The 6742-nt window shown below is 66.9% G+C and carries 5 protein-coding genes; all 5 read right to left on the bottom strand.

Annotation, left to right across the window (positions count from 1 at the left end; translation table 11 throughout):
• Positions 1-5: 5 nt before the first annotated feature.
• Positions 6-2153 carry a TonB-dependent receptor gene (locus tag NX782_RS03260; protein WP_258844043.1) on the bottom strand — a complete coding sequence of 716 codons (2148 nt, stop codon included), beginning with the start codon at positions 2151-2153 and terminating at the stop codon, positions 6-8.
• A gap of 95 nt (positions 2154-2248) precedes the next feature.
• Positions 2249-3214 (bottom strand): ribokinase, encoded by a 966-nt coding sequence (gene rbsK / locus NX782_RS03265; RefSeq protein ID WP_258844044.1) that lies wholly within the window; start codon positions 3212-3214, stop codon positions 2249-2251.
• A 207-nt stretch (positions 3215-3421) separates the two neighbouring features.
• Positions 3422-4414: a LacI family DNA-binding transcriptional regulator gene (locus tag NX782_RS03270; protein ID WP_258844045.1), complete on the bottom strand. Its 993-nt coding sequence runs from the start codon at positions 4412-4414 to the stop codon at positions 3422-3424.
• A 38-nt stretch (positions 4415-4452) separates the two neighbouring features.
• Positions 4453-5736: a serine hydrolase domain-containing protein gene (locus NX782_RS03275; RefSeq protein ID WP_258844046.1), complete on the bottom strand. Its 1284-nt coding sequence runs from the start codon at positions 5734-5736 to the stop codon at positions 4453-4455.
• Positions 5733-6641, bottom strand: coding sequence for a hypothetical protein (locus NX782_RS03280; RefSeq protein ID WP_258844047.1), 909 nt, complete (start codon positions 6639-6641; stop codon positions 5733-5735). The genes NX782_RS03275 and NX782_RS03280 overlap by 4 nt, the downstream gene beginning before the upstream one ends.
• Positions 6642-6742: the final 101 nt, after the last annotated feature.

The raw sequence follows: 6742 nt of genomic DNA on the forward strand, positions 1-6742 counted from the left end.
GTCCTTCAGAACTTGATGCTGTGGGTCAGCGACACGACGCGTCCGCGGCCTGCCGTGTAGTTCTGGAAGCCCGGGATTTGCGACGAGGTCAGGATGTAGAACTTGTTAAACAGGTTCTCGACACCCAACGTCAGATCGCCGTAGCGGGTATGGTAGCTGCCGTTCAGGTCGAACAGCGTATAACCCTTGGTCTTCTCCTGGCTCGACTTGCCGAGATTGATCTCGCGGTCCTGCAGGCTGGTGAAGCCCAGGCGCACGTTGCCGCGGTCCGAGAACTGCCACAGCACCGAGCCGCCGATCTTGTCCGGGTTGATGTTGGCGATGCCCATCTGGACATCGAGCGGGCCGCCGTCCACGCTCACGGTCTTGCCGCGGATGCGCGAATACAGGGCGTTGGCGCGCAGGGTCTTCGACAGGATGTATTCGCCGGTCAGCTCGAGGCCCTTGATCAGCACCGGCTGGCGGCGCATGATGAAGTCGTTGGTGACCGGGTCGATCGACAGCGAGACCCCGAAGTCCGAGTACGAGCGGTAGGCCGAGACACCGAAGCTGCCGCTGCGGCCGCGCCAGTTCAGGCCGACTTCCTTGTTGTCGACGATGACCGCCTGCAGGTCGAGGATGCCGGCCACGGTCTGTCCCGGCTTGTTCACGTTGCGCAGCGGGATGCCGACGTTCGGCAGGCTGAAGCCCTTGCCGTAGGAGACGTAGGTCGACCAGTCCGGCGAGATCTTCCACACCGCGCCCACGTTCGGCAGGTTGGCCTGGTAATCGAGCTTGCCGCCTTCGACGAACACGCGCTTGTTGTAATAGGTGGTGGTGAAGCTGTCGACCGACAGCTCGCCGTCTTCGCGGCGCAGGCCGCCGGCCACGGTGACCGGGCCGATGTCGTAGGACAGCTGGGCGAACGGCGCGGTGCTGGTGTAGACCATCGGCGGCACCCAGGTGCGGTTGGTCAGCGCCAGCCGCTGTTCGGTCTGGTCGCGCACGACGTCGACGCCGGTGCGCAGTTCCAGGCCGGCGATGCCGGCCAGGTCCGGCCGGGTCCAGCCGGTGCGCAGGCCGCGCTTCTGGGAATTGACTTCCGACTGGTCGGTCAGGGTGCCGAGCGGCGCGATCAGCGGGTCCTGCTTGTCGGCGCCGCCCTTCTCGGCGACGAAGCGCATCGCCTGGCTGGCGCGGTAGGCCTGGACCGACAGCGCACCGCCCCAGAAATCGTTGTTCGCATAGTTCAGCGCGTACTGGCGGAAGTCGTTGAACTCGGCCTGGCCTTCGAAGGGACGGCCCGGCACCGAAGTGTCGGTCAGCTGCAGCGCGCGGTTGCCCTCCTGGTAGATGTAGCGGCCCTTGCCGTTCAGGTAGAACTTGCTGGCTTCCAGCTCGATGCGCTGGGTCTTGTCGGCGCCGAAGTCGTGGCCCACCTTGAGGAACAGGTTGCGGCCGATGGTGTCCTGCAGCGAACCGGAGGCGTTCATGGCGATGCGGCGGCCATTGCCGTCGTAGCCGATGCCGCGGTCGACTTCCGAGGTCGCGAACACCAGGTCGAGATCCTCGTCCTTGTGCAGCACTTCCAGGCCCAGCTTCCAGCCTTCGCTGTCGTCGTGAAACTGGGAGTTGATCTTGCTGGTCAGGGTGATCTCGTTGCCCATCCTGGTCGGGCGCTTCGAGATGTAGTTGATGATGCCGCCGGCGGCACCCACGCCTTCGGAAGCGGACGGGCCGTTGATGACTTCGATGCGGCCGACCACGCCCAGGTCGGTGAAGGAACCGGAGCGGTTGGTCTCGCGCAGCGGCGAGGTTTGCGGGATGCCGTCGAACAGGCGCAGGGCGATGCGGCCGCGCAGGGTCTCGCCGGTGTTGCTCATCGCCTGGGTCGATTCGGAGTAACCCGGCACCACGCGTGCCAGCACCGCGGTCGCGTCTTCGGAAATCGCCAGCGAGGTGCCGATTTCGGCGGTGCTGATGACGTTCACCGCGCCCGGGATCTTGTCGACCGCCTTGGCGTTGCGGGTGCCGGTGACGATCACCCGGTTCTGCGATGCGCTGGCGGCGTCGTCGACGTTCTGCGCGCTGGCCGGGGACTCGGTCTGCGCGGATGCCGCCGAGCAGGCGAAGAGCAGCGCACCGATTGCGGCTGCGATGGGGTTCAATTTCATTGTCTCGATTGTCATGATTTTTATCTGTTTGAAATTTGACTGTACCGTCGCATCGTGGCGGCGGCATCCGGTGCTGCGCGCTGCTCGATATCAGTTCATGGCTGGCCTCGTCGCTCGGTCATGAGATGGATGACTTCGTCGCGGGTCGGGATCGCACTCTGCGCGCCGAGCCGGGTGACGGTCAGCGCCGCCGCGTATTGCGCCTCGGTGACGGCGGCGTCGAGTGCGAACCCGCGCGCCATCGCCACCGTAAAGGCGCCGACGAAAGTGTCGCCGGCGGCGGTGGTGTCGATCGCCTCCACCTTCACGGCCGGGATGAAGCGGAAACCGTCGACGCCGGCCACCAGTACGCCCTGCTCGCCCATGGTCAGCAGCACCACGGCGGCGCCGCGCGCACGCAGGGCTTCGGCGGCTTTCACAGCGCTGTCGGCGTCATCGACGGTAACGCCGCTCAGCTGTGCGGCCTCGGTTTCGTTGACCACCAGGTAGTCGACCTGCGCCAGCATGGCGTCGTCGATCGGGTGCGCGGGCGCCGGGTTGAACACCACCTGCACGCCCTGCGCGCGGGCGATGCCGATCGCCCGGCGCACGCTGTCGAGCGGCGATTCGAGCTGGCATACCAGGAAAGCGGAATGGGCGATGACGGCCTCGGCGGCCTCCACCTGCGCGACCGTCAGGAGTTCGTTGGCGCCGGGGGCGATCACGATGCTGTTGGCGCCATCGTCGTCGACGAAGATGCCGGCGACACCGGTGGCGGCGGCGCTGCTGGAGATGACCTGGTCGGTGACGATGCCCTCTTCGGCCAGGCCGGACAGGGCTTGCTCGCCGAACAGGTCGGCGCCGACCGCGCCGACGAAGTGGACCTCGGCACCCTGGCGCGCGGCAGCCACGGCCTGGTTCGCGCCCTTGCCGCCGGGCAGCTGGAAGAACTCCGTGCCCTTGACGGTTTCGCCGATGGCGGGCATGCGAGGCGAGCGGAACACGAGGTCCATGTTGATGCTGCCGACCACGGCGATACGCGGCCGCTGGCCGAGCGGATACTTGCTCACCTGTACTGTCATGTCTCCAAATCTTTCTTTATTTGTCGCGCAAACGTTTGCGCAATCGTTTTCGTCATTGAATAACGGGCCTGAGGCGGTGTCAACCAAAATATTGTGTTTACGTTGGATAAGGCTGAGCGGTGCTCTGGCGGGACAGCAGATGGGCGTTGCGTTTTCGCCATGCAGCATGCCGTGTCCGGGTTCGGACGCCTGCCTGGCGCGGCGGATTCAGGCGTGGGTCGCGGTGGATTGACGCACGACCAGGCGGGTCTGCAGGAGTTCGCGGCGGGTCGGCAGGTGGCCGCCCATGATGCGTTCGATGAGGACGTTGGTGATGCGCTGCCCCATCTCGTACTTGGGTTGCGCCACGGTGGTCAGGCGCGGGGTCGTATACGAGGCCAGGGCGATGTCGTCGTAACCGATCACGGACAGGTCGTCCGGAATGCGCAGGCCCGCTTCGCTGGCGGCGCACAGGCTGCCGATGGCGCTCAGGTCGTTGCTGGCGAAGACGGCGCTCGGCCGCTTCGGCAGGCGCAGCAGGCGCTGCAGGGCGCGGTAGCCGCCTTCACCGGTGAAGTTGCTGCGCACCAGGTAATCCAGGCGGAAACGCAGGCCGGCCTCGCGCAGCGCGCGCAGGTAGCCGCGCACCCGGTCGCGGCTGCTCAACAGGTCGGCCGGGCCGGAGATGCAGGCGATGTCGCGGTGCCCGAGCTCGATCAGGTGGCGGGTCGCGAGGTAGCCGCCCTCTTCGTGGTCGGCCTTGATGAAATCGGCCGGCACACCGTCGACTTCACGGTCGACCAGCACGATCGGCACCGCCAGCGCGCGCAGCAGGCGCGCCAGTTCCTGGTCGGCGCTGCTGGCGACCAGGATCAGGCCGTCGATGCGTTTCTCGATCAGCACGCGCAGGTAGGCGGCCTGCTTCTTCGGGTCTTCGTAGGCGTTGCAGAGAATGACGTTGTAGCCGACCTTGAAGGCGGCGTCCTCGATGCCCTGGATCAGCTCGGCAAAATACGGATTCGAGTTGTTCGGGACCATCATCCCGATCGTCTGCGTGCGGTCGTTCTTGAGGCTGCGTGCGACGGCGCTGGGGATGTAGCGCATCTCTTCGATAATGGCGAGCACGCGCTGGCGCACGTCCTCGCTGACCACGCGCGTGTTGTTGATCACGTGCGAGACCGTCGAAGTCGAGACCCCGGCGCGCTCCGCCACTTGTTTCATTGTCGCCATCTACGCCCCTATTATTCGGCAATTATGCGTCATTGCACCAGGCTCTGGTAGACCAGGTTGTAGAAAGGCACAGCCAGCTTGGGCGGATCGTGCGGCAAACCCTGCGGCAGGTGCTGGGTCATCAGGATCGCGACGAGCTTCTCGTTGCGGTCGATCGTGTAATAGGTGCCGGCCGCGCCGGACCAGCCATATTGGCCGATCGAACCCAGCCGGCCGCGGCGTGCCGGGTCCAGCACCACCGAGCCGCCCAGGCCGAAACCCTCGCCCGGGCTGAACTCCTTGAGCCCGCCCTCGAGCTGGGTCAGCTGGTTGCTCATCATGAATTCGACGGTCTTGCGGCCGAGAATGGACACGCCGTCGAGGCTACCGCCATTCAGCAGCATCTGCGCGAAGCGGACGTAGTCGCCGGCCGTCGAATACAGGCCGCCGGCGCCGCTGAACCAGGGATTGGTGCGTTCGCCGGCCGCGCTCACGCTGCCGGGCGCCGGCGCGGCCAGTTTGCCGTCGCGATCGGTGGTCGTCATGTCGGCGATCCGCGCGCGCTTCGCCTGCGGCACCTCGAAGCCGGTGTCGTCCATGCGCAGCGGGCTGAAGATGCGCTGCTGCAGATAGCGGTCGAAGCGCATCCCCGACACCACCTCGACCAGGCGGCCGAGCAGCTGGATCGGTACGCCGTCGTAATGGAATTCGGCGCCGGGTTCGTGGGCCAGCGGCAGCGGCGCCAGGCGCGCCGCGTAGTCTTCCAGGTCGGTCGATGCTTCCACATGCGCGCGCTTGAACAGCTCGGTGGCGGGGTCGCCGTCCTGGCCATACACGGCGAAGCCGGGCGTGTGCGTCAGCAGATGACGGATCGTGAGCGGGCGGGCCGTGGGCCGGGTCTGCGGCATGTCGACGCTGCCGCTGGTAAAAATGCGGGCCTTGGCGTAGGCCGGCAAGTACTTGCCGACCGGATCGTCGAGCGACAGCTTGCCCTCCTCCATCAAGGTCATCACCGCCACCGCCGTGACGGTCTTGGTCATCGAGTAGATGCGGAAGATGGCGTCGCGCGGCATTTGCCCGGTGCGGGCGAGGTCGCGCCAGCCCCAGGCGCGCCAGTCGACGATCCTGCCGTTGCGGGCGATCAGGGCCACGGCGCCCAGGTAGTCGCCGCGCCGGGTACGCTGGTCCAGGAAATCGTGCAGGCGCTCGAGACGCTGGCTGGAGACGCCCTGGTCGGCCGGCGTGGTGACGGGCAGCGGCTCGGCGGCGCCGGCGTGGCACAAGGCGCTGGTCAGCACGAAGCCGGCCGCCAGGGTACGCAGTGCGGTCTTCACTGTGGCTTGCCGGCGAGCGCGTCGATCAGCGCTGCAGGCCGGTCGAGGTAGAGGAAGATGCAGCGCAGGCCGCGCCGCTCGACGCCGTGGTGCGCCAGCCGCACTGTATTGCCGGGCTGAAGGCGCAGCACGGCGTTCGGCTTGTCGAGCGGCGACACGCGCACGCTGTCGCAGGCGTCGATGCCGTGCCGGCGGCGCCAGGCGTCGGCAGACTCGTTCAGGCGCTCGCAGGCGACGATCGCCTCGAGCGGCACCGAGCCATGGCTACGGGCGCCGACGCGCAGTTCCAGCGCGTCGCCGGTCAGCACATGGCAACCCTTGCCGAGCAGCCGGCGGTCGCCCAGCATGTAGACGATCGAGGACAGCGCGCCGGCCAGCATCAGCAGGTGGATCGCCATGCGCTTGCTGTCGTCCGCGATCAGCCACGGCACGATGGCGGCGTCGAGCGGCAATTCGACCAGTGTCGAGACCAGCAGGATGGCGCAGGCAGTACGGTAGGCACCGAATTGCAGGTAGCCGAAGGCCTGGCCGGCCGGCGCCGCGATGTGCGGACGGCGCAGCAGCCAGTCTGCGAAGCCGCGCCGCAGCGCGCCGTCGAGCCGGAGCAGGCCGAGGAATTCAGGCGGCAGCCAGGCGGCCGGCAGCTTGCGCCAGGTGCGCGTGCGCAGCGCTTGGCGGGTCCGCTCGAGCGCGTCGGGCAGGTGGGAGAGGTCCTTTGCGATCAGCACCAGAACCGGTGCCAGAAGGAAGAGATGCCGCAGCTCGTATCCGAGTTGCGCGGGCAGTACCAGCTTGACGAACATGCCGCCGACCAGGACCAGCCAGGCGGCGCCGATCACATCGAGCCAGGGCGTGCGGCGCAGGCGCTTGGCGCGCACGAAGAAGGAGGCGGAAATGGTTGTCATGGCAATGTCATCTTAGCATTACTGCGCATTGCCGGGTTGCCATCAGCATGCCAGCCAGCGGGCATCCCTTCGGCGGCGCTGCGGCATCCCATAAAAAAAAT

This window comes from Massilia norwichensis (assembly GCF_024753245.1).
Classification (GTDB): domain Bacteria; phylum Pseudomonadota; class Gammaproteobacteria; order Burkholderiales; family Burkholderiaceae_D; genus Telluria; species Telluria norwichensis.